16 protein-coding genes are annotated in these 24394 nt (G+C 63.2%); 3 read left to right on the top strand and 13 right to left on the bottom strand.

The features are described from left to right. Positions 1-118 precede the first annotated feature (118 nt). The 3 genes from preA to NKH95_RS28645 all read right to left on the bottom strand — a co-directional run bounded on the left by preA (position 119) and on the right by NKH95_RS28645 (position 3657). Positions 119-1432 (bottom strand): NAD-dependent dihydropyrimidine dehydrogenase subunit PreA, encoded by a 1314-nt coding sequence (gene preA / locus NKH95_RS28635; RefSeq protein ID WP_027035003.1) that lies wholly within the window; start codon positions 1430-1432, stop codon positions 119-121. Between the two features lie 2 nt (positions 1433-1434). Then, a complete protein-coding gene (locus tag NKH95_RS28640) occupies positions 1435-2799 on the bottom strand; it encodes an NAD(P)-dependent oxidoreductase (RefSeq protein ID WP_023813204.1) in 1365 nt (454 codons plus the stop codon). 120 nt (positions 2800-2919) lie between these two features. Then, positions 2920-3657 carry a gamma-glutamylcyclotransferase gene (locus tag NKH95_RS28645; RefSeq protein ID WP_128303445.1) on the bottom strand — a complete coding sequence of 246 codons (738 nt, stop codon included), beginning with the start codon at positions 3655-3657 and terminating at the stop codon, positions 2920-2922. A 165-nt stretch (positions 3658-3822) separates the two neighbouring features. Between NKH95_RS28645 and NKH95_RS28650 the strand changes: the two genes are divergently transcribed. Beyond that, the gene (locus tag NKH95_RS28650) at positions 3823-4599 is read left to right on the top strand and encodes a VOC family protein (protein ID WP_128303444.1); all 777 of its coding nucleotides are present in this window, start codon (positions 3823-3825) and stop codon (positions 4597-4599) included. 81 nt (positions 4600-4680) lie between these two features. Here NKH95_RS28650 and NKH95_RS28655 read toward each other — a convergent pair whose 3' ends face one another. After that, positions 4681-5169, bottom strand: a complete 489-nt coding sequence (locus NKH95_RS28655) for a hypothetical protein (protein WP_206638022.1) — start codon at positions 5167-5169, stop codon at positions 4681-4683. Between the two features lie 200 nt (positions 5170-5369). On the opposite strand from NKH95_RS28655, the gene NKH95_RS28660 reads away from it, so the two are divergent. Next, the gene (locus tag NKH95_RS28660) at positions 5370-5762 is read left to right on the top strand and encodes a DoxX family protein (protein ID WP_128303442.1); all 393 of its coding nucleotides are present in this window, start codon (positions 5370-5372) and stop codon (positions 5760-5762) included. A 112-nt stretch (positions 5763-5874) separates the two neighbouring features. Here NKH95_RS28660 and NKH95_RS28665 read toward each other — a convergent pair whose 3' ends face one another. Both NKH95_RS28665 and NKH95_RS28670 read right to left on the bottom strand, forming a co-directional pair. Beyond that, on the bottom strand, positions 5875-8301 hold the full coding sequence (locus NKH95_RS28665) for a GcvT family protein (RefSeq protein WP_128303441.1): 2427 nt from the start codon (positions 8299-8301) through the stop codon (positions 5875-5877). 57 nt (positions 8302-8358) lie between these two features. Beyond that, complete coding sequence (locus NKH95_RS28670) at positions 8359-9897, bottom strand: trimethylamine methyltransferase family protein (protein WP_352441156.1); 1539 nt, start codon at positions 9895-9897, stop codon at positions 8359-8361. Between the two features lie 215 nt (positions 9898-10112). Between NKH95_RS28670 and NKH95_RS28675 the strand changes: the two genes are divergently transcribed. Further along, entirely contained in the window at positions 10113-10703 is a 591-nt protein-coding gene (locus NKH95_RS28675; protein WP_352441157.1) for a transglycosylase SLT domain-containing protein, read from the top strand. A gap of 87 nt (positions 10704-10790) precedes the next feature. Here the strand turns inward: NKH95_RS28675 and NKH95_RS28680 are convergent, their stop codons facing one another. The 7 genes from NKH95_RS28680 to NKH95_RS28710 form a co-directional block, all read right to left on the bottom strand. Continuing rightward, positions 10791-11228 (bottom strand): TA system VapC family ribonuclease toxin, encoded by a 438-nt coding sequence (locus tag NKH95_RS28680; RefSeq protein WP_023813212.1) that lies wholly within the window; start codon positions 11226-11228, stop codon positions 10791-10793. Then, on the bottom strand, positions 11225-11452 hold the full coding sequence (locus tag NKH95_RS28685) for a ribbon-helix-helix domain-containing protein (protein WP_023813213.1): 228 nt from the start codon (positions 11450-11452) through the stop codon (positions 11225-11227). The genes NKH95_RS28680 and NKH95_RS28685 overlap by 4 nt, the downstream gene beginning before the upstream one ends. Positions 11453-11570: 118 nt before the next feature. Further along, entirely contained in the window at positions 11571-13919 is a 2349-nt protein-coding gene (locus NKH95_RS28690) for a dipeptide ABC transporter ATP-binding protein (protein WP_352893980.1), read from the bottom strand. A 67-nt stretch (positions 13920-13986) separates the two neighbouring features. Then, positions 13987-15144: an ABC transporter permease gene (locus tag NKH95_RS28695; RefSeq protein ID WP_023813215.1), complete on the bottom strand. Its 1158-nt coding sequence runs from the start codon at positions 15142-15144 to the stop codon at positions 13987-13989. Between the two features lie 12 nt (positions 15145-15156). Beyond that, positions 15157-16191 (bottom strand): ABC transporter permease, encoded by a 1035-nt coding sequence (locus NKH95_RS28700; protein ID WP_027035014.1) that lies wholly within the window; start codon positions 16189-16191, stop codon positions 15157-15159. A 228-nt stretch (positions 16192-16419) separates the two neighbouring features. Next, positions 16420-18072 (bottom strand): ABC transporter substrate-binding protein, encoded by a 1653-nt coding sequence (locus NKH95_RS28705; RefSeq protein WP_352441159.1) that lies wholly within the window; start codon positions 18070-18072, stop codon positions 16420-16422. Positions 18073-18337: 265 nt separating this feature from the next. Next, entirely contained in the window at positions 18338-24391 is a 6054-nt protein-coding gene (locus NKH95_RS28710; RefSeq protein ID WP_352893981.1) for a translocation/assembly module TamB domain-containing protein, read from the bottom strand. Positions 24392-24394 lie beyond the last annotated feature (3 nt).

Genomic DNA, 24394 nt, shown 5'->3' on the forward strand with positions numbered 1-24394 from the left:
CGAACAGGATGGAAACGAATCTCCATCCTGTTCGATAGGTCTTACCAGATCCTCATCCAGCCCAACTTAAGTGAACTGCATTAGCTCGAAAGCGCCGCTCTTTTGTTGGGGTAAGTCCCTATTCCGCAGCCACCTTGGCCATCGGATTGTTCGGGTGCGTCGTCCAGTTGGCATAGACCGGCGATACCGGCCTGCCGGTGCGCTGGTCCATCACGCCTGCCGCCAGCGGTTCCATGGTGATGCAGTTCTCGACCGGGCAGACATTAACGCACAGATTGCAGCCGACGCATTCGGCCTCGATCACCTCGAAGTGCCTGACGCCGTCGACCATGCTGGTGATCGCCTGGTGCGAAGTGTCCTCGCAGGCGATGTGGCAGCGGCCGCATTTGATGCAGGCATCCTGGTCGATACGCGCCTTGGCGACGTAGTTCAGGTTGAGATACTGCCAATCGGTGACATTGGGCGTGGCGCGGCCGACGATGTCGTTGAGCGAGGCGTGCCCCTTCTCGTCCATCCAGTTTTCGAGGCCCGCGATCATTTCCTGCACGATCTTGAAGCCATAGGTCATTGCCGCCGTGCAGACCTGCACATTGCCGGCGCCGAGCGCCATGAATTCGGCAGCATCGCGCCAGGTGGTGATGCCGCCGATACCGGAGATCGGCAGGCCGCGGGTTTCGGGATCGCGCGCGATCTCGGCCACCATGTTCATGGCGATCGGCTTCACCGCCGGGCCGCAATAGCCGCCATGCGAGCCCTTGCCGTCGATTGTCGGCTGCGGCGCGAAGCTGTCGAGGTCGACACCGGTGATTGAATTGATGGTGTTGATCAGCGACACCGCGTCAGTGCCGCCGGCATGTGCCGCCCGTGCGGGCTTGCGCACATCGGTGATGTTGGGCGTCAGCTTGGTGATGACGGGCATGCGGGTGTTCTGCTTGCACCAGCGCACCACCATTTCGATATATTCCGGCACCTGGCCGACGGCGGCACCCATGCCGCGTTCCGACATGCCGTGCGGGCAGCCGAAATTGAGCTCGATGCCGTCGGCCTCCGTCTCCTCGACCACCGGCAGGATCGCCTTCCAGGCCTCCTCGACGCATGGCACCATCAGCGAGACGACGATGGCGCGGTCGGGCCAGTCCTTCTTGACCTGCTTGATCTCGCGCAAATTGACCTGCAGGTCGCGGTCGGTGATCAGCTCGATGTTGTTGAGGCCGAGCAGGCGGCGGTCGGCGCCCCAGATCGCGCCGTAGCGCGGGCCGTTGACGTTGACCACCGGTGGGCCTTCCTCGCCCAGCGTCTTCCACACCACGCCGCCCCAGCCGGCCTTGAAGGCGCGGATGACGTTGTAGGCCTTGTCGGTCGGCGGCGCCGAGGCCAGCCAGAACGGATTTGGCGATTTGATGCCGACGAAATTGTTTCTGATATCTGCCATGCTCATGCCCTCCCGTTCGAGGTCAGTGCCCGATTGATGCTCTCCGCAGCGTCGCGGCCTTGCGCGACCGCCGAGACGGTCAGGTCGTCGCCACCGAAGATGCAGTCGCCGCCGGCCCAGACCCTGGCGAGAGAAGTGCGCCCTTCCGCATCGACCTTGATGCGGCCGGCTTCAAGATCGATCGACGCACCGCTGCCATTAAGGGCGACCGGCACAAAACTCTGTCCAATCGCCTTGAACACCTGGTCGGCAACGAGCGTCAGTGTCTCGCCGGTGCCGGCAAGCCTGTCGCCGTTCAGCGCCGTGTATTCGAGTTCGACGGCGGTGACCTTGCCGCCTTCGGCGATCACCCGCTTCGGCTGCAGCCAGTGGCGGATGCTGACGCCGTTGGCTGCCGCCAGATCCTGTTCGAATTCGGAAGCGTTCATGTGCTCCTGGCCGCGCCGGTAGCAGATCGTCACCTCCTCGGCGCCGAGCAGCTTCGACTGTACCGCGGCGTCTATGGCCGTCATGCCTCCACCGATGACGACGACACGGCGGCCAACCGGCAGGCCGGAAAGGTCGCTGGCCTGGCGCAGTTCGGCAATGAACTCGACCGCGTTGATGACGCCGTCGGCCTCCTCGCCATCAGCACGCAGCGCGTTGACGCCGCCAAGGCCCATGCCGAGAAACACCGCATCGTAATTGCGGATCAGGTCCGACAGCTGGTAGTCGCGGCCGAGCGCCTTGCCGTTCTGGATGTCGATGCCGCCGATCGCGGTCACGTAGTTGACTTCGGCTTGGGCGAAATCGTCGACACTCTTGTAGGCGGCGATGCCGTATTCGTTGAGGCCACCGGCCTTCGCGCGCGCTTCCAGGATGGTCACGTCATGGCCGTGGCGGGCGAGCCGGTGCGCGGCGGCAAGGCCGGCCGGCCCGGCGCCGACCACGGCGATTGTCTTGCCGGTCGGCTCGGCGCGCGGATAAAACTGCTTGTTCTCGCCCATGGCGACATCGGTGGCGTAGCGCTGCAGGCGGCCGATCTGCACCGGCTTGCCTTCCGCCACCTCGCGCACGCAGACTTCCTCGCACAGCGTTTCGGTCGGGCAGACGCGGGCGCACATGCCGCCCAATATGTTCTGGTCGAAGATGGTCTTGGCCGAACCGATCGGATTGCCGGTCGAGATCTGGCGGATGAACAGCGGAATGTCGATCGAGGTCGGGCATGCATTCATGCACGGCGCGTCGTAGCAGAAATAGCAACGATCGGATTCGACCAGCGCCTCGTGGTGATCGAGCGGCGGATGCAGGTCGGAAAAATTGTCCGCATACTGGTCGGCCGAGAGCCTGCCGCCCGCAATGCCTTCCCTGAATTGGCCTTCTGGCATCGTCAGTTCCCCATGTTTTCTTTTGAGGAAGGCTAGCACGTTTTATTTTTTTATCAATTGGTCAATTTTCGGCGCAAGCCCCTGAAAAGGCTCGACAATAACATGATTTTTTTAGTCATGTTATTGGAGGCGAGGGCCACTTTTCAGTGCGCGCGAATGGCCGGGTTCAAGCTTACAGCCATGAATGGTCTTGACCTCGTCGGCTACCAGTTGCTGCAGCCGCCACAGATTGCGGTCATGGATGCCGAATTCCTCGAGATGGCTGACCGTGTTGTAGAGATATTCGGCGCCGGATCCAATATGCCCGCAGGCTCTGGCCAGCACGCTCGCCACTCTGTCCAGCGGCTGGTTCAGCGACGTTCCCCTGCCCTTCACGCCGACCCAGAAGCCAAGCGCGCGCAGCGTACCTTGCGGCGTATGCACCGGCAGCCACCGGACCGTCTCGATGCTTTCGTGGTCGCTGATCTCGCGTCGCAGCAGCCTTTCGATCTGCGCCGGCTTTTCGCCCTCCGGCAAGCGGTAGATCACGCCGTTGCAGCGTCCGCCCCGTTCGAGCGCCATCATCAACCCCGGCTGCTCGGCGCTGCCCCGCCAACGCACCATGTCGAGGCAAAAAGAGCGGTGCCAGCCAAAGGCCGTGGCGAGCTGTTGCTCGACCGACTCGAATTCCGGCTTCCAGATCAGGGACCCGTAAGCGAACACCCATAGTGGTCCCTCATCGGCTTCATTGGACAGCCGCAAGGCAAGGGTGCGGAAATCCTCGTCGTTCATGTCTGTCCAACTCGGGTCCGGGCCGGGATCGGCCTCTTCCCGATGGCACAGTGCGACAAGCTCGGGCGTGAGCGACATCAAGCGCATGGACGACAACCCCTCATCACCGCAGAGAAATCGAAAACCAGAGCTCGCGCAACCAGGGAACGCTTGGCACACACACCCATTGTTGTCCGGGCGTGTCGGATTTCCGTCGTGAGGATCGTCCTAAGATGGACGACGATCGATCCATGAAAGGTGAGGAGACCGAAAATGCCGAAAACCCCGATGCCCTTCTTCTGGTACGAATTGATGACATCAGATCTCGACGCCGCCGAGGCGTTCTACACCCAAGTGGTCGGCTGGACGGCGCAGCCCTTCGATAAGGCACCCGGCATGCCGCGCTATATCGTGATGAATGTCGGCGAACGTGGCGTCGGCGGACTGATGACCTTGCCCGAGGATGCCGCCAAGATGGGCATGCCGCCTGCCTGGCTTGGCTATATTCACACCAAGGATGTCGACGCCGCCACGGCATCGCTGGAGAAAGCCGGCGGCACCGTTCACCGCCAGCCCGACGACATGCTGGGTGTCGGCCGCTTTGCCGTCGTCGCCGATCCGCAAGGCACGACCTTCATGTTCCTGCAGCCGAACGGTCCCGACCAGCCTGTCGTGCCGGCCGGCACGCCGGGCCACATCGGCTGGCACGAGCTTTATACGAGCGACTGGAAAGCCGCGTTCGATTTCTATTCCGAGCAGTTCGGCTGGATCGACGCCGGCGATTTCGACATGGGTCCGATGGGCACTTACCAGACTTTTACGGCTGGCCCCGAATCCGGCGGCGGCATCATGAACAAGCCGGAGCAGATCCCGGTGCCGGTCTGGCAATTCTACTTCAACGTTGCGGCCATCGACGCGGCCGCAAAACGGGTCACCGACAATGGCGGCAAGATCCTGATGGGCCCGATGGAGGTCCCCGGCGGCAGTTGGATCGTCCAATGCCAGGACCCGCAAGACGCGCACTTCGCCTTGATGGCGCCAGTCCGCTGACCGCGATCGAAAACCGCTGACACAAAGCGCGGGTTTTCATCAGACCACCAATGAAGGCCTCTACCCCTGCCTGGCGCCGTCTCATTCCGGCGCCAGCACCGCAACCTTCAACTCAGCTTTTTTCGCGCCGCTGAACTGGACGGTGGCCGGGCCGGGCGCAAGCTTGAAGCGCACGCTCTTGCGGATGCCAGGGCATGTTTTCACGCCACTATAGCCCGCCGACTTGATGGCCTGGCCATCCTGGATGACATCGATCCAGGCCTCCCCCGAGAGACTGATCTGGATGGCTCCCTCGGATGGCACTTCCACGCTGGCGACGGCCCCAAACGTGTCTGATGCCGGCGCACGTTCGGGCGCCACCGCAAAACCGGCTTTCTCTACCGGCACCAGCGCCAGGTCCGCAGCCGCACCAACCGCCAGCGCCGCTCCGGACGGCGTTGCCGGTGCCGCGGCAAACAGGGTCTGCTCCCGCGTCACCGGCCATTTGAAGGCCTCACAGCCGGCGTCCTCGGCCATGGCGAAGCTGGTGCCTGCGACGATCGCGAACAGGCTGATGACGACTTTTTTCATGGCAAGACCCCCACACATTCAGATTGTTGTACACGCATTAATACAACCATAGAGGTATTAATGCAACCCTGGCGAGAAACATTTGAAGGGAATTGGGAACATTCCCAATCACTGATTGTTGATGGCAAACCAGGGGAAATGAATGGTCCAATGCCGGGCGATAAACTATGGCCGATCCCGGAAGCTAAAGGGAGTTTTAGATGAAGCTTTTCGACGGCCTTGCCAAATATCAGCCGCAGGCACTCGGCATTCTGCGCATCGTGACCGCGCTGCAGTTCATCGAGCATGGCAGCCAGAAACTGTTCAACTTCCCCGTCAGCGCCGATCCCCACGCCCTTTCCGGGCTGACCATGACCGCCGGCATCCTCGAATTCGCCGGCGGCATCCTGCTGGCGCTGGGCCTGTTCACCCGGCCGGTCGCGTTCCTTCTGGCCGGCGAAATGGCGATCGCCTATTTCATGGCGCACGCGCCGCGCGACTTCTTCCCGGTCAACAATGGCGGCGATTCGGCGATCTCATTCTGCTTCATCTTCCTCTATCTGGTGTTTGCGGGCGCCGGCGCCTTCGCGCTGGACAACCGCCGCAGCGCCTGACGCCCAGAAGAAGGGGCGGGCCTAGTGCATGTCGCCCAAAAGTGCCCGCGGTTTTGGGACAACGACATGTACAAAACAGGAATCTGAAGCGCATCGGCGAAGCCGAAGCGCTTCAGGCACGCATCCGTTCGAAATTGGCGTCGAAAAGCGGCACCACCTGAATGCGCGCCGCATGGCGCTTGCCCAGCAGCTCGATTTCGAAGCCGTCGCTCTCATCGGCGATCTCCTTCGGCACATAGCCGATGGCGACGGATTTCTTCGAATGATGCGCATAGCCGCCCGACGTCACCCAGCCGCGCACCGCACCATCGAACCAGATCGGCTCGTCGCCAATGACATCGGCATCGTCGGCATCGACGATAAAGGCGCGCAGGCGCAATTTGCCGCCCAGCTTGCGCTCGGCCAGCGCCGCGGCCTTGCCGATGAAATCGGCGTCCTTGCCGTAAGCAACGAAGCGGTCGAGCCCCGCTTCCAGCGGTCCGTAGATCGGCCGGTACTCGCGCCCCCATGAGCCGTAATTCTTGTCCAGCCGCAGCGCATTGAGGGCGCGCGAGCCGAACAGGCCGATGCCGAATTCCTCGCTCGCCGCCATCAGCGCTTGATAGGCGGCGCGCTGGTATTCCGGCGTCACCCAGATTTCGTAGCCGAGATCGCCGGTATAGCTCACACGGCCGACCAGGCACGGCGCCATGCCGATATCCATCCGGCCAATGGCCATGAAGGAAAATGCCGCATTGGAGACATCCGAACGCGTGGCCTTTGCCAGCACATCCCGCGCCTTCGGCCCCGCGATCGACAAGCCGCTGAGCTTCTGGCCCAGCGCCTCGATGCGGACCGAGCCGTCGTCTGGCAGGTGCTGCTCGAACCAGCGCATGTGGTATTGCTCGGCGATGCCGGAGCCGGCGAGGAACCAGCCGTCTTCCCCCAGATTGGCCAGCGTGAAGTCGCCGATCAGCCTGCCGTCCTGCTTCAGCATCGGCGCCAGCGTCATGCGGCCGGGTTTCGGCAGTTTGCAGGCAAGCATCCGGTCGAGCCAGGCGGCCGCCCCCTCACCCGTCACCTTGTATTTGGCGAAGCTCGAAATCTCGGACAGGCCGACACCGTCACGAACCGTCGCGACCTCCCTGGCGACCTGCGTGAAGTCGCTCGAGCGGCGCCACGAGAATTCGTCCTTGACGCCTTCCGGCGCGTACCACAGCGGCACTTCCAGCCCATAGGCAACGCCCCATTGCGCACCCCCAGCAGACAGCAGATCATAGATCGGCGTCGTCTTCAGCGGCCGCCCGGCGGGCAACTCCTCATTGGGGAAGCGGATCGAAAAGCGCCTGGAATAATTCTCGCGCACCTTGGCGTTGGTATAGGCCATCGTCGCCCAGTCGCCGTAGCGCGCGACATCCATCGCCCAGATATCGGCGCCGGGATCGCCCTCGATCATCCAGTTCGACAAAGCGAGGCCGACGCCGCCGCCTTGCGAAAAACCGGCCATGACGCCGCAAGCGACCCAGAAGCCCGGCAGCCCGCGCACCGGCCCGACCAGCGGGTTGCCGTCCGGCGCGAAGGTGAAGGGGCCGTTGATGATCTGCTTGATGCCGGTGTTCTGGAAGGCCGGGAAATGGCGGAAGCCGACCTCCAGCGACGGCGCGATGCGGTCGATGTCCGGCGCCAGCAGTTCATGGCCGAAATTCCATGGCGTCTGGTATTCGGACCACGGCTTGTTGGCCTTCTCATAGGTGCCCATCAGCATGCCGCCGCGCTCCTGGCGCAGGTAAAGCTCGCCATCGAAGTCGACCGCGTGGATGATCTCGGTGCCGGTCTTGGCGTTCCAGGCGGCGACCTCCGGCATATCCTCGGTGATCAGGTACATGTGCTCCATGGCCAGCACCGGCAGTTCGAGACCAACCATGCGGCCGACCTCGCGCGCCCACAGGCCGCCGGCATTGACGACATGCTCGGCCACCACCTCGCCCTTGTTGGTGATGATGCGCCACAGCCCGTCAGGACGCCGCACAATGTCCTCGACCTTGGTGAAACGCTCCACTTCCGCCCCAAGTTTCCGCGCGGCCTTGGCATAGGCATGGGTGACGCCCGAGGGGTCGAGATGGCCGTCCTCCTTGTTCCTGACGGCGCCGACGAACTGCCTGGGGTCGAGAAGCGGCATCAGTTCGGCCGCCTCGTTGGGCGAGATCTCCTCCAGCTCGATGCCGAGATAGCGGCCCTTGGCGACGACGCCGCGCAGCCAGTCCAGCCGCGCCTCGGTTGCCGCCAGAAGCACGCCACCGGTCAGATGCACGCCGGTCGCCTGCCCGGAAAGCTCCTCGATCTCCTTGTAGAGGTTGATGGTGTATTTCTGCAGCTTGGCGACGTTAGGGTCGCCATTAATGGTGTGCATGCCGCCGGCCGCGTGCCAGGTCGAGCCGGACGTCAATTCGTCGCGCTCCAGCAGGACAACATCGGTCCAGCCGTGGCGGGCGAGATGGAACAGCACGGAGCACCCGACGACGCCACCGCCAATGACCACGACCTTTGCATGCGATTTCATGAGTTTTGCTCTGTTATCAGTGAGTTGGATGGGTGAGTGGATTCAAGCTGGGAACGATCACGGCTCGCCCTGCCCGATCGCTTCCTTGCGCCTGGCCATGTAAGCCTCCAGCGCCTCGCGCACGGCGATATCCATCACCGGCTCGACATAGTCTTCCAGCGCCTTCTTCCACAGCCGCGTCGCGCGCGCCGTCGCGTCGAGCCCGCCAGCCTCCTGCCACGCCTCGTAATTCTGCCAGTTGGACAGCATCGGCTGGTAGAAGGCGGTGGCGTAGCGCTCCAGCGTGTGCGGTTCGCCGAAGAAATGGCCGCCGGTCGGCACCGCGCCCAACGCCTCGACGGCGAGCTCGGCCTCATTGACCTCGATCGGGCGCAAGAACTCCATCATGTGCTGGATCATCTCGACATCGATGATGAATTTTTCGAACGACGCCGTCAGCCCGCCCTCCTGCCAGCCGGCGGCGTGGTAGACGAGGTTGCCGTGGCCGAGCACCGCGCCCCACAGCGCCATCAGCGTCTCATAGGCGCCCTGCGCATCGGCAGCGTTGGAAGCCGAGCCCGGCGTCGTGCGGTACGGAAGCCCGTAGCGCCGCGCCAGTTGCCCCGACGCAATGTTGGCCTTGGTGTTCTCAGGCGTGCCGAAGGCCGGCGCGCCGGACTTCATGTCGACATTGGAGGTGAAGGCGCCATACATGACCGGCGCGCCTGGACGGACAAGCTGCGTCAGCACGACGCCGAACAGCGCCTCGGCGTTCTGCTGCGCCAGCGCGCCAGCCAGCGTCACCGGGCTCATCGCCCCCATCAGCGTGAACGGCGTCACCGCCACCGACTGGCCGAACTCGGCCATGGTCATCAGTCCTTCGGCCATCATCTCGTCGAAGCGGCGCGGCGAGTTGACCGAGATGATCGTGGTGATGCCGGGATCGTCGCGCATCTGATCGAGCGTCAGCCCGCGCGAAATCGCCATCATCTCGATGCCGTCAAGCGCCCTGCCCCTCCCGATCGCCGAGACATGGAAACTCTTGTCGGTCAGCGTCAGATTGGTGAAATAGGTGTCGAGATGGCGGGAATTGGCCGGCAGTTCCACCGGTGCGCAGACCTGGTTGCCCAGCATGTGGATGCAGTTGAAATGCTGCGCCAACCGGGTCAGATCCGCATAGTCGCGCAAATTGCCGGCGCGGCGGCCGCGCTCCATATCGTGCACATTGGGCGGTCCGGCAACCAGCGTGAAATTGATGGTGTTGCCGCCGAGATGAACCGCGTTGGCCGGGTTGCGCGGCGTCAACACATAGCTGGACTGCGTGGTCTTCAGCACGTCTTCGACCAGGCCGCGATCGATGCGGACATTCGCCGAGGCATGATCGACTTTGGCGCCGGCCTTCTCGAACAGCGACAGCGCCCGCGGGCTCATCACCTCGATGCCGAAATTCTCCAATATGTGCATCGACGCCTGATGGATCTGCTCGATCTGGTCGGGCGACAGCATCGCCATTGGCGGATAGGGATTTGTCACCCGCCTGAGCGACAGTTGCGGGATGGCCGATGGCCCTCTGTTGCTGGTGCGCTCGGCGCCGCGTTTGCGTCTTGGTTCGTTCATGCCGGTATCAAAGCCCCGGCAAACCGGGCAAGCTGTCAGAAATACGTCGTCTGCGGGCGCGATTTTAGCCACGGCGGCATTTCTGCAATGTCTGTTTAGAAAAAGCGACGAAGTGCGTCGGATTATCGATACTGGATTTCCTTAGAGACTGCGCCGGCGAAGCGTTAACGGACGCCGCAAGATTCCCTTTATGATTTCGGCCTATTGCTCTGCCCATGCGTAGTTCGAGTTTTAGTAAAATTGGTGCGGTTTGCGTGCTGCTGGCGCTTTCGGCCTGCGCCACGCCGCCCAGCCACATCAACAATGTCTGTGCCGTCTTCGACCAGAATGACGGCTGGTTCGACAACTGGCAGTCGGCCGCCGAGCGCGCCCAGCAGAAATACGGCATCCCCGTTCCCGTGCTGATGGCGACGGTGCGCAAAGAATCCGGTTTCAAGAGCAATGCACGGCCGCCACGCACCAAGCTGCTCGGCTTCATTCCGTGGAAGCATGTCTCGTCGGCCACCGGCTTCTCGCAGGCGCTGGACGGCACCTGGTCGCAATATCAGCGCGAGACCGGCAACTGGGCGGCACGGCGGACGAAATTCGCCGACGCCGTCGACTTTGTCGGCTGGTATCATTCCAAGACCGCAGACAGGTATGGCGTTGCCCGCAACGATACCTACAACCTCTATCTTGCCTACTATCTCGGCTGGACCGCCTATGGCCGCGGCAACCGGGGCGATGCCGGCGTCCAGGGCTATGCCCGGGCCACCGACAAGATGGCGCGGGACTATGCGCAGCAACTGAGCGAGTGCGGCAACTGACTTTGCCGGAGCATTACGCAGCCAAGTGAAATCACTTGGCGCTGCGAAAAGCGATGTCGCCCCTCGAGCAGAAAAGATCTCAGCGATTCACTTGCTTGGGATCAGATGAAGGATTGCCTTCCCTGATTTTACCGCCGTCGTCGATAGCTTTCGGTCGAACGTCGCCAACTCGCCGTCATGCGACTTGGCCAGCGCCAGCAGATAACTGTCGGTTACTTGCGTCGAAGTCAGGATCTTGCCCGCGTCGATCTCTCTGGAACTGACAAGGCTAATGTCATCGGGCCAGAACTGGTGTCCGGCAAGTGCGTGCAATTTGCCGACGATCGGCGCGACGACGGCAGGGGAGCCAGGAGAGTTGGGGTATTTGGGGTTGCCCACGATCCTGATAACGCCATTCTCGGTGATGGGGCATGTGGCCCATGAGTGATGCCCGGTGGATTCGAACCACCGATGGGCATCGTCATGCGCGACATGAGCCGGATCGATCAGCGCAATCAACACATTGACGTCGAGCAGGAAGGTCACGGCAGCTCGTCGCGAAGCGCATTGACCGTTTCGAGATCGACCATCGGCCCGCCGGGCCGCGACGAAAGCAAGGGAATGCCGTTGCGCTCACCGCCCGCCTGCGGCCGACGCAGCGAACGGCGAACCAGATCGGAAATGACTTCTCCCACGCTGCGATCCTGCTGCCGCGCCATAGCCTTGGCGGCAAGAAGGACATCATCATCGATTGCAAGTGTCGTTCTCACAATTCGTCCTCCTTTCCAAGCATCAAACATCACGCATCACATAGAGCAACAGACTGAGATTCTCAAGGGACGCATGTTTTGCGCAGCATATGAAATTGATGGCATTGCCTGATGCCGGTCAGTTCGGTTTCCTAGAAACGCCCGGCTTTGGGGTATCGCCGGTTTCCGAAACCTCGTCGCGGACCTCGTGACGGCGGGCTTTCGAAACGGCTTCCGTCTCCTCGCCGGCCTGCCTCGCTGCATCGGCTTCCGCGCTGCCCGTCTTGCCGCGCGGACGCTTCGGTGGCGTGCCGGCAAAACCGGGGCCATCGCCATGCGGCGCGTCATCCGGCACGCCTTCGTGCGCGGCGTGCTCCTTGTCGAACTTGATCACCGGCTCCATCGTTGCCAGCACGTCGTCGGAGAGCCAGCACAGGCTCATATGGCCGCCGCCGAGATGCTTGACCGGTGGCACCTTGGTCTCGCACAGATTGTCAGGCACCAGCTTCTTGTAGCCGCAGCGGGTCTGGAACGGGCAGCCGGACGGTGGGTTCATCGCCGAGGGAATGTCGCCCTCCAGCACGATGTGCCGCTTGACCACGCTGGTGTCAGCGATCGGGATCGCCGACAGCAGCGCCTCGGTATAGGGATGGTAGGGCGGCGCGAAGATCTGGTCGGTCGTGCCTTGCTCGACAATATAGCCGAGATACATGACCACGACGCGGTCGGCGATGTAGCGCACGACCGACAGATCATGGCTGATGAACAGCATTGTCGTCTTGTTCTTGCGCTGGATGTCCATCAGCAGTTCGGTCACCGCCGCCTGCACCGACACGTCCAATGCCGAGACCGGCTCGTCGGCCACCACCACCTTGGCGTCGCCGGCAAAGGCGCGCGCCACGCCGATGCGCTGCTTCTGGCCGCCCGATAGCTGGCGCGGCTTGCGGGTTTCGAATGCCCGCGGCAGCTTCACCAGGTCGAGCAGTTCCAGCATGCGCTTGCGGCGATCGGCAACCGTCTTGCCGACATTGAACTTCTCCAGCGTGCGGATGATCTGCGAACCGACCGAATGGCTGGGATTGAGCGTGTCGAACGGATTCTGGAACACCATCTGGATCGACGACACCGTGTCGACGCTCCGCTTCTCGATGCCCGTCGACTGGATTTCCTTGTTGCCCAGCGTCACCGTGCCGGCACTTGCCGTCTCCAGCCCAAGCAGCACCTTGGCCAGCGTCGACTTTCCGCAGCCGGATTCGCCGACGATGGCAACCGTCTCGGATTCCCGCGCCATGAACGAGATCGTCTCGTTGGCCTTGACGACGCGGCCCTCGCTCGAGCCGAACACCTCGCTGCCGCCGACCCTGTAGTATTTTCTGAGATCCTCGATCTTGAGCACCGGAGCGCCGGGCACGACGCGCTCATTGACCTTCTTGGCGCCGGGCGGCAGCGCCTCCCAGTCGATCTCGTTGAAGCGCACGCAGCGCGAGAAATGGCCTTCGTGGCCCGCGACCTCGATCATCGGGATTTCGGCGGCGTTGCAGACGCCCTCGACGAAATGGTGGCAGCGAGGGCCGAAATTGCAGCCCTTGGGCCGCTCGTGCGGCAGCGGTAGCTGGCCGGGGATCGAAATTAGCGGCCGCGAATTCTTGTCTGCGCCGGGCAGCGGGATCGAGCGGAACAGCCCTTGCGTATAAGGGTGGCGCATCCGGTCGAACACGTCCTTGATCTTGCCCGTTTCGACCGCTTCGCCCGAATACATAACCGTGATGCGGTCGCAGGTTTCCAGGATCAGGCCGAGATTGTGCGACACGAAAATCATCGACGTGCCGAACTTCTCGCCGAGCCCCTTGACCAGGTCGACAATGCCGGCCTCCACCGTCACGTCGAGCGCCGTCGTCGGTTCGTCGAGCAAAAGCAGCGCTGGCTTCGACAGCAGCGCCATGGCAATGACGATGCGTTGCTGCTGGCCGCCCGAGAGCTGGTGCGGATAGGAGCGCATCATGCGCTCGGGATCAGGCAGCTTGACCGCGCGCACCATGTCAAGCGCGCGTTTATGGGCCTCTTCCTTCGACGCCTTGTCGTGGATCAGCGGCACTTCCATCAATTGCTGGCCGACCTTCATCGCCGGGTTCAGGCTCGCCATCGGCTCCTGGTAGATCATCGCGATCTTGTTGCCGCGAATGGAGCGCAACTCCTCGTCGGAGAGCTCGCCCATGTCCTTGCCCTGGAACTTGATCTTGCCGCCGACGATCTTCCCGATGTTGGAGAGGTCGCGCATGATGCCGAGCGACACGGTCGACTTGCCGCAGCCGGATTCGCCGACGATGCCCATCGCCTCGCCGGGCATGACGGTGCAGGAAAAATCCATGACCGCCGGGATCTCGCCCTTGCGGGTGAAGAAGGAGATCGACAGGTTCTCGATCTCGATGATCGGCGCGTTGGCCGGCCCATTGGTTGGCGTCGCGGGATTTCGAACTGCCTCGTTCATGGGTCGCTCCAATCCTGGTTCTTCTAGGCCTGTTTCTATCAGGCGCATCGGGTCGAAACCCGCGAGATCAGTCTTTCATCGATTGTTCGCGCAGCGAGTCGGCGAGCAGGTTCAAGCCCAGCACGAACGACATCAGTGCGATCGTCGGCGGCAACGCCGGGTGGATGAAGGAGCGCAGCAGGCGGCTGGCGTCCTTGATCGCAGTGCCCCAGTCCGGACTTTCCGGCGCCAGGCCAAGGCCGAAATAACCGAGCGTGCCGAGCAGGATCGTGGTGTAGCCGATGCGCAGGCAGGCGTCGACGATCAGTGGCCCGCGCGCATTGGGCAGGATCTCCCATAGCATGATGTACCAGGGCGATTCACCGCGCGTCTGCGCCGCCGCCACATAGTCACGCGTCTTGATGTCCATCACCAAGCCACGCACGATGCGGAACACGCCGGGGCTGGACGCGAACACCACCGCCACGAAGATATTGAGCTGGTTGGGGTCGATATGCACGATCTTCAGCGGATCGGCGTCGAAGACCAGGCCGGCATAGATCCAGCCGCCGAGGATCAGGGTGATGCCGAGCAGGATGTAGAGCCGGTCGGGCCGGTTTTTGTAGCGGGTCCAGAACAGCACGCTGAAGAAGATGATCGGGAACAGGAAGAAGACGCCGGCCATGCCATAAGGGATCGGCGTGTCCATGATGCCCGGCGTCACCAAAAGGTAGAACAGCAGGATCACAGGGAAGGCCAGCACGAGATTGGCCAGGAACGACAGCACGGTGTCGATCTTGCCGCCGTAGTAGCCGGCGGGCAGGCCGAGCGTGATGCCGACCATCAGCGCGAAGCCGGTTGCCGCAGGCGCGATGATCAGCACGATCTGGCTGCCATAGACCATGCGCGAAAACACGTCGCGCGCCAGCTTGTCGCCGCCGAACAGATAGGTCAGCCCCGATTTCGGTTCGACGGCGCCCGGCAGCACATCCTTCATGATGGGAATCTGGGCCAGCGGATCGAAGGGAGAAACGGTCGCGGCGAAGATTGCCGTGAACAGCCAGAACAGGCAGATGCCGACGCCGACGATGCCGACACCGCTGTCGAACAGCTGGCCGTAGAGCGCCAGCTTCTTCTTGTAGGCGAAGCTCGCGCCCATGACGATGACGAGCGCGATCCAGACCGGCCAGAAGCGCGACAGCACTTCGAGAACGACGGTGAAGCCACTGATGTATTGAACCGGCATCCGCTTCGCTCCCTACTGAACTCTGATACGCGGATTGAGAAATGCGTAGCCGACATCGGAAATGAGCTGCGTGATCAAGACGATGAACACCGAGACCAGCGAGCAGCCGAGCAAAAGGTCGATGTCGTTGTTGCCGGCCGCCTCGACCAGCGTGTAGCCGAAGCCCTGGTAACGAAACATCACCTCGACGATGACGACGCCGGTGAGCAGCCAGGGAAACTGCAGCATGATGACGGTGAACGGTGCGATCAGCGCGTTGCGCAAGGCATGTTTGACCACGACGCTGCCGAAGGAAAGACCCTTCAACCTGGCAGTGCGGATATATTGCTGCGTCATCACTTCGACCATCGAGGCACGCGTCATGCGGGCGATGTAGCCGATGCCGTAAATCGCCAGCGTCATCACCGGCAAAGTGAAATTATAGAAGGTGATGCCCTGGCTGGCCGAAGCCGCCGAGCCGTTCAGCCAGCCTAGCCATGAGGCGAAGATGACGGTGAAGATGACGCCCGACACATATTCAGGCGTCGCCGTCGAGGCGATCGATGCCACCGACAGCACGCGGTCGGTTCGCGACCCCTCGCGCATGCCGGCCAGAATGCCGATCAGCAGCGAGATCGGCACCATCACCACCAGCACCCAGAACATCAGGATGCCCGTAGCGCCAAGTGCCGGAAACAGTTTTGAGGCGACGGTCGCCTTGAACTTGGTCGAGCAGCCGAAATCGCCCTGGAAAACGCCGGCGAAGGTCGGCACGAGTGGATCGTTGCAGAAGGAGAAACGCTGCGCCGGCTTGCCGGTCGCCGGGTCTGTCACAGGTTGCTTGGGCACCACGCCCAACCACTGCCCATAGCGGACGAAGAAGTTCTGCCGATAGCCATGATTGACCAGCCAGCTCTCGAGCTGCTCGGCCGACGTATGCATTTCGGTCTGACTGATCGCCAGCTTCTTCAGATTGGGTTCGAGGTTGATCAGGAAGAAGACGACCATGGTCAGGCACAGCATCGTCAATGCCATGGTGCCAAGACGCCTGATAACGAAGGAAAGCATGGCGGCCCCCTGCCGATGGGTTGGGGTTTGAGCCGGCTATGAAAGCCAACCCTACCGTGACCGGCGGGGCTGGCTGTCAAACAGGCCTTCGGATGCGATCAACCCTGTTTTTGTTGCATGGCCTTGCCCGCGAGTCCGCAACTTTTTTGAGAAAGTGCGGACCAGCAGGGACGGACGATGCAAAGAGCGGGGGAAGGGAGCGAGCCTCTTCCCCCAATGCCGGTGCGATCAAGCCTGGTCGAGCCAGATCTTGCCGTAGTCGCGCTCGAAGGTCGGGTGCATCTTGTAGTTCTGCACCGCCTTGACCGAGTGGCTGTAGAGCTTGCGCCAGTACGGCTGGATCATGATGCCGGAATCCTGCAGGATCTGCTCGATTTCCTTCATCATCTCCTTGCGCTTGGCGGCGTCGGCAACGGCGAGCGCCGCATTGAGCTTGGCATCCCAGTCCGGATTCGACCAGCCGGCCTCGTTCCAGGCCTCGCCGGTGCGATAGGCGATGGCCAGAACCTGGACGCCGAGCGGGCGCATGTTCCAGTTGGTCATCGACAGCGGATACTTCGTCCAGTCGTTCCAGAACGTCGAACCCGGCAGAACGGTGCGCTTCACCTTGATGCCGGCGTCGCGCAGCTGGGCGGCGATCGCATCGCCGGTGTTCTTGTGCCAGTCCTCATCGACGGTGATCAGCTCGTGTTCGAAGTCGGCCTGGCCGGCTTCCGCCATCAGCGCCTTCGCCTTGGCCGGATCACGGGCAACCTTGGGCAGCTCGTAATATTCCGGATGGATCGAGCAGACATGGTGGTTTTCGGCGACCGAACCGGCATTGCCGTAGCCGAGCTGCAAGACGACATTGTTGTCGACCGCAAGCTGCAGCGCGTTGCGCACCTTCTGGTCGCCATAGGGCTTGTTGTTGACGTTGGTGCGGCAGACGATGGTCGACGCGGTGACGATCTCCGACTTCACCAGGTCCATGCCGTCGAGGATCGACACATAGTCGGCCGAAGTCTCGAAATTGGTGTGCACTTCGCCGGCTTCGAAAGCGCTGACCATGGCTGCCGGATCGGTGCCGTAGTCGATGAATTCCAGGCCATCGAGGAACACTTCGCCATCCCACCACTTGTCGTCGGTGCGGCGCTTGTAGACCACCTTCTGACCGACATCGTAGGAGACGAGTTCGAACGGACCGGTGCCGATCGGGCAGGCCTTGAAGTCGCCGCCCTTCTCGTCGAAGGTCTTGTGGACGATGAGGCCGGGATAGTCGCACATGTTCGGAATCAGCGCGATGTCCGGCTTGGTGAGCTTCAGCACGACCGTGTGGTCGTCCGGCATGGTCACGGCGCTTTCGTCGAGCTTGTCGTCCTTGACCAGCGAGCCAAGACGGCCTGGCATGGAATTGCCTTCGGCTTTCTTGTCGGCCCAACGCTTCAGGTTGAAGACGACGTCGGCGGCGGTGAAGGCATCGCCATTCGACCAGGTGACGCCCTTGCGCACATGCAGCGTGTACTGCGTGGCATCGTCGTTGACGTCCCAGCTTTCCAGCAGATAGGGGCGGAACGTGTATTCGGACGTGTACTTGACCAACGGCTCGAGCGCCTGGCGCTCGGCATTGGCGATTTCCGACCAGTCGGCCTTGCGCGGGTCCTTGGGATCCTTGATCCACTGGGCGATCTTCAGCGTGCCGCCCTTCTTGCCCTTTACCTCTTCGGCCTTCGCCGGCGTCGGATCGGCGAGCCCGAGCAAGCCGTAAGCCATTGCCGTCGATGCGCCGAAGACGCTGGCCATGGCCAGGAATTCGCGGCGGTCCACCTTGCCTGCCTTGGCTTCTTCGGCCATGGCCAGGATGTGATCCGGAACGCGATCGCCATTACTCTTATAAATTGTCATGACTTAACTCCCATTGTTGGCTTTCCGCCTTTTAACATTCCGCATCCAGGCCATGATGTCAAAGACGGCGTGGATTGAGAACATGTTAGGGAATGTGCAACTTTGAAAGGGGAGCGGTTCGCGTGATAACGACAGTCTTGGCGCAAATTTGCTACTGTCCGACGGATTCTTCTGGAATCTCGATAGTCGATTAAACTGAGACATTTACTCCAGCCCGGACAGCGCCAGAATCGATCCATCATGAGGCAAAAGCCCTGCCGAACTATCAGTATTCCTTCTCGTAGAAGATGCCGCCCTTGGCTTCGCCGGCATCGTTGGCCTCGCCGCGCAGCTTGACGCCGCGCCCGACATTGAGGTCGATCGTCGCCTTGCCCGAGCCCGGCTTGTCGCCCTTCTGGATCGTGACATAAGTGCGGTCGTTGAGGTATTTGCCGGCCGAAACCGCCGTGCCGCCCTGGTCGTCCGTGGTGACGTCGAGATCGTCGACGCCAATGGCGCTGCGCAGGTTTTCCAGCAGCGACGTCGAGCCGCCGACGCCGGCCAGTTGCCCAGCGGCCTCTGCGAGCTGGGCGATCTGCAGCGGCGACAGGTTCGACATCGAGCGGCCGAAGATCAATTGCGCCAGCACCTCGTCCTCGGGCAGCGCCGGCACCGAGGAGAAGGTGAATTTCGGATTGGTCGCCTCGCCCGACACGATGATGGTGACGGTGGCGCCGGTCGTCGTCGTGGTCGCCGTCAAATTGAGATAAGGCACCAGCGAGCCGGAAAACCCGACCGTGCCTTCGGTAAAGGTCAGCCGCTTGCCGAGGATCGACAGCCGGCCACGCTGCAAGGTGAAGGTGCCGACCGCTTGCGGCGACGAGGCCGGGCCGGTCAGCTTCAGCGAGCCGCCAAGTTCGGCATCGACGCCCCTGCCCTGGATGAATATCTGGTTCGGGGCGTTGACCGTGACATCGAGCGCAAGGCCGCTACCGCCGCCCTTGCCGCTAGTCGTCGGCGGCCGCAGCGCCTTGTCCTGTGCCTTGACCGCACTTGGCGCATTCTTGTGCTTGACGTCGAGCGCCGCCAGCGAGCCCGGCAATTTGTCCGGAACCGTGATCACCGTCTTGGCGAGATTGACGGTGCCGGCGATGACCGGTGCGGAGGTCAGCGGTCCCTTGATCGTCAGGTCGCCCCCGAGATTGGCGGTCACCACCCTTCCGTCCGTATAGCGGCCGTCGACCAGCTTGATCGACAAATCGGCCGGAAAACCCTGCGCCGGGTTGATGCCGACCGTGCCGCTGGCCGACAGGCTGCCGCGCGTGGACAGCGTTCCGGTCAGCCGGTTGATCCTGGCGACGCCGCCGGCAATCGAGACATCGGCGGCGAGATCGTTGACGGCGAGGCCGGAGCGCGCATCGACAAGGCGCGCACCGGAGGTGCTGACGCTGCCACCGATGACGGGCGATGTCGCGGGACCGCGCACCTGCACGTTGACATTGGCGGTTCCAGACAGCGACAGGCCCTGCGCGGCAAGCTTCTGGCTGAGCAGGCCGAACGGCACGGCTCCATTGAAATCGAGCGCCAGCGTCGGCGTGCCTGCCGTCGTCACCGTGCCGCCGCCCTTGAGACCTAGGCCGGCTGCACCGCTGACATTGGCGTTGAAGGTCAGCTTGCTGGCGGCAAAGGTGCCGGATGAGGAAATATTCACCGCGCCGACACCAGCACCTCGGGTCTGCGAGGTCTGCACCCCGGCCGCGTCGATCTTGAAGGCAATGGCAGGGTTCGCCGGCGCGCCCGTCACCTTGACCGTGCCCGAAATCGAGCCGGCGGCGTCGAGCCCCGGCGAGAAACTGTTGGCCAGCGACATCGGCACCCGCGCCAGTGTCGCATTGATGTCGAGCGCCGTGCCGACCTTGCCGGTCACCGTCGCCGTGCCACCCCCAAGGTTGAGCACCAGCCTGTCCAGCGTCGTCGTGCCATTGGCGATGCTGACGGTCGAGGCTTGGGCAATGGCCGCCTTGATGCCCTGGACGGTCGCCTGGCCGGAGGCAAGCTCGATGGTCGTCGTGCCGTTGGTCACTTTCACGCGGCCAGCAGCCTGTGCCGGAATGCCCTTGACTGTGGCGCCGCCGGAAAAACCGGTCCAGTCGCCGTCGCGCTTCAAATCGACATCGATGCCGCTGATCACGGTGCCGCCCGAAATGACGGTGTCGGCGTGGATCTTTCCGGAGATCACGGGCGCCGCCAGATAGTTGGCGACCAGCGCATCGATCGAGACGGCTTTCGCCTGCAGGTCGCCGCGCGTAATCGACGCTGTCGCCGCCTTGATGGCGACCTGGGGTGCTGCGCCATTCTTCGAGAAGGCAATCGTGCCGCGTACGTCGCCTTCGGCCTTTTCCAGCGCCAGTGCCGCGAGCGGGCCGATATCGGGCAGGTCGAGCGCGATGGTGCCGACCGGCACGAACTTCTCGTCCAGCGCCAGATCTCCGGAGATCCTGTTCTTGCCCAGCGACAGCAGCAGCCCGTTGATGGCGCTCTTGCCGTCAGCCGTCGCCAGCACCGCGCTGCCTTGCAGCGCCTGGCCGGCGACATTGCCGGTCAGTTGCACGTTGGCTGCCGGATTGGCGGCATCGGCCTTGCCGGTGGCGGTCAGCTTCAACCCGGTGATCTCTCGCGCCGCCACCAGCAGCCTGTCGCTGTCGACCGTCAGTGACAGGTCCGGCGCGGTGGCCGGCCCCTGTGCCTTCAACGCAAAGGCGATGGCGCCCTTGGCATCCTTCGACAGCAGAGAGATGTCGCTCAGCGCGCCCTTGATGTCGGCGGCCACCTTGTTGTCGGCAAGGCTGGCTTGCCCGTCGGCGGTCAGCGCACCCGAGGTCAACTTCAATCCGCCTATGTTGATGCTGCCCCTGGGATCGCGCTTCAGCGTGGCGCTGATCTCAGCGCGTTCGCCAAGGATGCCGCGCGCCGCCGCCGGCAAGGCCGACGATGGGGCATCCGCCTTGAGATTGAGGTCGATGGCACCGTCTCGCAGCGATACCTGGCCGGCGACCTGGCTGTTCAACGCATCGCTCTTCAGCGAGCCGCTGTCGATGGCAAACAGGTCGGCCGTCAGGCGGCCGCTGACGGCTGCCGTGACCTTGCCGGCGATCAGCGGCGCGATCACCGGATTGTCGAGACCGACCTTGTCCACCGACACTGTGCCGGAAACCGGCCCTGCACGGTTCTTGAGATCGAACGCATCCGAATGCAACGCCAGGGCAAGCCCGTCCACCCTCGCCGGACTGGTGACGATCGAGGGCAGGATCGCGGAGACATCCAGGCGGGCCCGCGTGCTCTCGCCCGCCACCTTTGCCGACAAGGACTGAACCTCGATCTTGACCGGGCTCTCGGCGCTGCCGACAGTCAGGGGCAAGCTGGGGCCGGATGATATGAGATCGAGCACAAAATCGCTGGCGCCGTTCGGGTTGAGGGTGCCGGTCGCCTTGCCGGAAATCTTGTCGCCGGTCAGCGTCGCCTGATCGAGCATCACGCCGCCGGCAATCGTGTAGCTGCCGGCCGCATCGACGGCGAGCGGTCCGAGCCCGGCCTGCCGGGTCTGGCTGGTTTCGATTCCGGCCAGTTGCGCATTGAAGCGGACATCGGGCGCGGCCGGCGGTCCGGTCACACCAGCCGTGCCGCTGAGCGTTCCCACAGCATCGAGGCCGGGCGAAAATTCATTGGCGAGCGCCGCGGGCAGTGCCGAAAATTGCGCCGCGAGGTCGAGCGTCTGGCCGGCGGTACCCGACAAGGTCACCGAACCGCCGCCGACATCGAGCGCCAGCCTTTCGATGCTGGCCGTGCCGTTGGCAATGCTCAGTGTCGACGCCTGGGCGATTGCCGCCTTGATGCCGCGAACAGTGGCTTCGCCCGAGGCAATCTCGATGCTGGTCGTGCCGTCGGCGATCTTCACCCGGCCGGCAGCGGTTGCCGGAATGCCAGCTATGGTGGCGCCGCCGGTGAAATTGGTCCAGTCGCCATCGCGCTTCAGGTCGACGCCGATATCGCCGATTTCGGTGGTTCCCGAGGTGACGCTGCCGGCCTTGATCGAACCGGCGATCGCAGGCGCCTTGAGATAATTGGCGATCAGCGCATTGACAGTGATGGCCTTGGCCGTCACCTCACCGCGCGCGATCGACGTGCTCTTGGCATCGATCGCAACGGAGGGCGCGTCGCCCTCCTTGGCAAAGCGGATGGTGCCGTCGATATCGCCCGTCACCGCTTGCCCGGCCAGTGCGGCCAGCTGGTCGATGGCGGGTGCATCGAGCGTCAGCGTGCCGAGCGGCATGAATTTGTCGTCGAGCGCGAGATCGCCCGAGACCTTGTTGTCGCCCAGCGAGACCAGGAATCCGTTGATCGAACGCTTGCCTTCGCTTGTCACCAGCGCTGCTTTGATGTCGAGCGGCTGGTCGTCGACGGAGCCGGTCAGCGATACGTTGGCGGCGGGACTGTTGATATCGGCCTTGCCGTTTGCCGTCAGCTTGATGGTCTTCACCGTGCGGCCCGATGCCGTCAGGCTGTCGCTATCGGCGGTAACCGTGAAATCCGGCGCCGTCATCGCGCCACTTGCCGACAGCGCGAAATCGACGCTACCGGCAACCGGCACGCCGACTGTCGGCGACAGCACGGAAACATCGCCCAGTTTGCCCTTGATGTCGGCCTGGATGTCGGTGCCTTGCATGCTGGCCGTGCCGGCGGCGCTGAGCGTGCCGGACGTGAATTCGATCGAGTTGGCGGCGAAGGATCCCTGCGGATCGCGGGTCGCGCTGGCTGAGAATTTCACCCGGGCGCCTAGCACCGAGGCGATCTGCGGCGGAAAGGCCGTCGCCACGGCATCCGCGTTCATCTTCAACTGCATCGACAGGTCGGCAAGCGCCACCGTCGCCGTCAGCGAGGCGTTGAGCGCGTCGGAACGCAGCGTGCCCCGGTCGATGGCAATGGCATCCTTGCTGACCGACCCGGCCAGAGCGACATCGATCTTGCCGGTGATCAGCGGCGCCAGCGTCGCCACGTCGGTGTTGAGGCCGCCCGCCTCCAGCTTGACGGTGACCGGCCCGGCGCGGTTCTGGATGTCGAAGCCGTCGGAATGGATCTGCGCCGCCAGATCATCCAGCCGCGTGCCGCCGGCGACGATGGAGACGAAGGAGGCGCCGATGTCGATGATCGGCGCCTTGCCGTCGCCGAAGGCGCGGGCGGTGGCATTGCTGATCGCCAGCGTGATCGGCTGCGCCTTGCTGCCGACGCTGATCACCACGGGTGGACCCTTGGCGGCGAGTTCGACCGAGAGGTCGCTGGCGCCGGCAGGATCGACAATGCCGGTCGCGGTGCCGTGCACCGCATCGCTGTCGATGTTGGCGCGGTCGACACTGACGCCACCGGCCGATGTGGCGGTGCCGGCAACGTCGAAACTGGTCTTGCCGGCAAACAGCGGCTTCAAATTCTCCGGCAGGAAGCGCGCGAAATCACCGTCGCCCTTGGCCTCGATATGATTGCCCTTGTCGGTCAGTTGATGGCGACCCGTCAGCTGGGTGACGATCTTGCCGTCGACTGAGAACGTGCCGATGCCGTTCCAATTGGCGAGCGGCCCGGTGCCCGAGACATTTATGTCGACCGGCGGCGTGTCGGGCAGCTTGAGCAGGTTGGCGATGATACCGCCTGCCGGCTCCGAGGCCTTGAGGTCGAGATCGAGCCTGTTGTCCGCCGGCGCAAAGTGGATCTTGGCGTCGACATTACCTTGCTTGCCGTCATGGCGGGTGATGTTGAGCACCGTCTCGACCGCCAGTGGCGCGGCATCGGCCTTGACCGATCCCTTGGCCGCAAGCTCTGCGATGCCGCTGCCGGCAAGGTCTTGCCCCAGCGCGATTTCGGGCAGGTCGATCTGCTTGATGTCGATGGAAACCGGCAGCGTCGTCGTGCCGCTCGGCGCCGGCTGTTGCGTGCCGGCCACCGGCAGGCGGGCCAGTTCGATGCGCTCGGCAGCGATACGGTCGGCGCTGAAGCTTTTCGACAGCAGCGCCAGCGGCGACCAGTCGACGGCCACCTTGCGCGCCACCAGCCAGGCGCCCTCGCGATCCTCCAGCACGACATGATCGACGCTGAGCGCCCCGGACCAGATGCCGTCTATGCCGCTGACCGTGATCTTGCGGTCGTCGTTCGAGGCCAGCCGCGAAATGATGCCGGCGAGATTGTCGCGGCCGCGCTCGGTCTTGGTCAGCACCACCAGCGCGCCGATCGCTCCCGCAACCACGATCAGCAGCGTGTAGAGAACAATGCGGAGGATGCGCCAGACTGTTTTCATCGC

It is taken from the genome of Mesorhizobium sp. M0848 (genome assembly GCF_040319805.1).
Lineage (GTDB): Bacteria > Pseudomonadota > Alphaproteobacteria > Rhizobiales > Rhizobiaceae > Mesorhizobium.

Coding starts and splice junctions, on each gene's coding strand:
- NKH95_RS28710 (WP_352893981.1), bottom strand. CDS start 24,391: ATGAAAACAGTCTGGCGCATCCTCCGCATTGTTCTCTACACGCTGCTG.
- NKH95_RS28690 (WP_352893980.1), bottom strand. CDS start 13,919: ATGAACGAGGCAGTTCGAAATCCCGCGACGCCAACCAATGGGCCGGCC.
- NKH95_RS28705 (WP_352441159.1), bottom strand. CDS start 18,072: ATGACAATTTATAAGAGTAATGGCGATCGCGTTCCGGATCACATCCTG.
- NKH95_RS28665 (WP_128303441.1), bottom strand. CDS start 8,301: ATGAAATCGCATGCAAAGGTCGTGGTCATTGGCGGTGGCGTCGTCGGG.
- NKH95_RS28655 (WP_206638022.1), bottom strand. CDS start 5,169: ATGAAAAAAGTCGTCATCAGCCTGTTCGCGATCGTCGCAGGCACCAGC.
- preA (WP_027035003.1), bottom strand. CDS start 1,432: ATGGCAGATATCAGAAACAATTTCGTCGGCATCAAATCGCCAAATCCG.
- NKH95_RS28670 (WP_352441156.1), bottom strand. CDS start 9,897: ATGAACGAACCAAGACGCAAACGCGGCGCCGAGCGCACCAGCAACAGA.
- NKH95_RS28695 (WP_023813215.1), bottom strand. CDS start 15,144: ATGCCGGTTCAATACATCAGTGGCTTCACCGTCGTTCTCGAAGTGCTG.
- NKH95_RS28675 (WP_352441157.1), top strand. CDS start 10,113: ATGCGTAGTTCGAGTTTTAGTAAAATTGGTGCGGTTTGCGTGCTGCTG.
- NKH95_RS28700 (WP_027035014.1), bottom strand. CDS start 16,191: ATGCTTTCCTTCGTTATCAGGCGTCTTGGCACCATGGCATTGACGATG.
- NKH95_RS28640 (WP_023813204.1), bottom strand. CDS start 2,799: ATGCCAGAAGGCCAATTCAGGGAAGGCATTGCGGGCGGCAGGCTCTCG.
- NKH95_RS28650 (WP_128303444.1), top strand. CDS start 3,823: ATGCCGAAAACCCCGATGCCCTTCTTCTGGTACGAATTGATGACATCA.
- NKH95_RS28660 (WP_128303442.1), top strand. CDS start 5,370: ATGAAGCTTTTCGACGGCCTTGCCAAATATCAGCCGCAGGCACTCGGC.
- NKH95_RS28645 (WP_128303445.1), bottom strand. CDS start 3,657: ATGCGCTTGATGTCGCTCACGCCCGAGCTTGTCGCACTGTGCCATCGG.